Genomic DNA, 363 nt, shown 5'->3' on the forward strand with positions numbered 1-363 from the left:
GAACATTTCCATGTTCTCGCGCGACAAATCCCAATGCTCGAAGACGAGATGCACGACGGCCTCTTCATCATGTCGGGCAATCGCTGCGATGAACGCGTCGTGATGCTCGACGGCGAGTTGAAGCCGTTGACGCATGTCGTCATTCGTCGGGTGGAAAAAGGTATGGCCGATCCGCGCATGGTCGATCAACAGGCGGCCAAGGCTTGGCTGAAGATAGGCGTTGCCCGACATCTCGCCGAAAATCTCGTGAAAGCGATTGTTTTCAAGTACCATGGAGAGGGTATCGCCCGACACCGTCGCTTTGCGAAATCGGTCCTGCGTGCTCTTGAGATCGTCGAATTGCTTGGGCTTGAAGTTCTGCAC

General features: G+C 55.1%; 1 protein-coding gene. It reads right to left on the reverse strand.

The features are described 5' to 3' along the window. A partial coding sequence (locus AC1D0P_RS32295) for an FCD domain-containing protein (RefSeq protein WP_477680450.1) occupies nt 1–363 on the reverse strand: 363 nt, incomplete at both ends.

The sequence above is a fragment of the Polaromonas sp. P1_G2 genome (genome assembly GCF_056405515.1).